Source organism: Burkholderia sp. Bp8998, assembly GCF_003854235.1.
Lineage (GTDB): Bacteria > Pseudomonadota > Gammaproteobacteria > Burkholderiales > Burkholderiaceae > Burkholderia.
Window position 1 is genome coordinate 1 of record NZ_QTQF01000137.1, and the last position, 1,159, is coordinate 1,159.

Annotated in this window: 1 protein-coding gene; it reads right to left on the reverse strand. The window is 61.7% G+C overall.

Annotated elements, in window-relative coordinates:
- Positions 1 to 136: 136 nt before the first annotated feature.
- Positions 137 to 1,108: an IS5 family transposase gene (locus DIE06_RS37780; protein ID WP_124665741.1), complete on the reverse strand. Its 972-nt coding sequence runs from the start codon at positions 1,106 to 1,108 to the stop codon at positions 137 to 139.
- Positions 1,109 to 1,159 lie beyond the last annotated feature (51 nt).

Here is a 1,159-nt window from a genome sequence, read left to right on the forward strand (position 1 = left end):
GGAAGGTCTGCATAACCGCGTAACTCTCGACGAGGCATCAATTCAGCGACCGATGCCCCTGCCCATCACGCCATACACTGCGCGGACCCCGTGACGTATGGCGCGAATGACATGCGATCCGCCATCTCTGGCTCGATCAGCCCGCCGGTTTCATTCGGTGGCGAGCCATCCACACGTTTGCCAGCGCAAACAGCGTGTGCAACTGCGCCGTGTTCTTCTTCAACCCGCGATAACGCACCTTGACGTGCCCGAACTGCAGCTTGATCACCCGGAACGGGTGCTCGACTTTGGCCCGGATGCTGGCCTTGACCTGTTCGAGCCGCTCAATGAGCGCATCCTTCGCGACGTTACTGTCAAGCTGGCGACGCAGGCCCGGGCGCAGGGCCACATGCCAGCACGCCTTGATTTTCTGCGTATCGTCGCGCTTCTCCACGCCCTGATACCCGGCATCGGCAAACACGTCCGACTCCTTGCCATGCACCAGCTCATGCGCCTGGGTCACGTCGTTCACGTTCGCCGCCGTCCCCACCACCGTGTGCACCAGGCCGCTGTCGGCATCCACGCCGATGTGCGCCTTCATGCCAAAGTGCCACTGGTTGCCTTTCTTCGTCTGATGCATTTCCGGATCGCGCTTGCCTTCCTGGTTCTTCGTCGAACTCGGCGCGGCAATCAGCGTGGCATCCACCACCGTGCCTTCCTTGAGCAGCAACCCCTGTTGCGCCAGCACGCCGTTGACCGTCGCCAGAATCTGCGTGGCCAGTTCATGCCGCTCCAGCAAGTGGCGAAAGCGCAGGATCGTCGACTCGTCAGGCAGTCGGTCCGCGCCCACGTCCAGCCCCGCAAACTGCTGAAACAGCGGCATGTCGTACAGCGCTTCTTCCATGCCCGGATCGGACAGGTTGAACCACTGCTGCAGGAAATGGATGCGCAGCATCGTTTCCACCGCGAACGGCGGGCGTCCGGTCTTCGCGTTCGGCGCATGCGGTGCGATCAGCGCCACCAGTTGCGCCCACGGCACCACCCGATTCATCTCTTCGAGGAATTCCCGTTTGCGCGTACGCTTCGTCGAGACCTCGAATCCCGTTCCAACAAGGCTGATCTGTTTCATGCCGCTACTGTCTCACATGCCGCCGTCACGCGAAGGTTTTGCAGACATTCC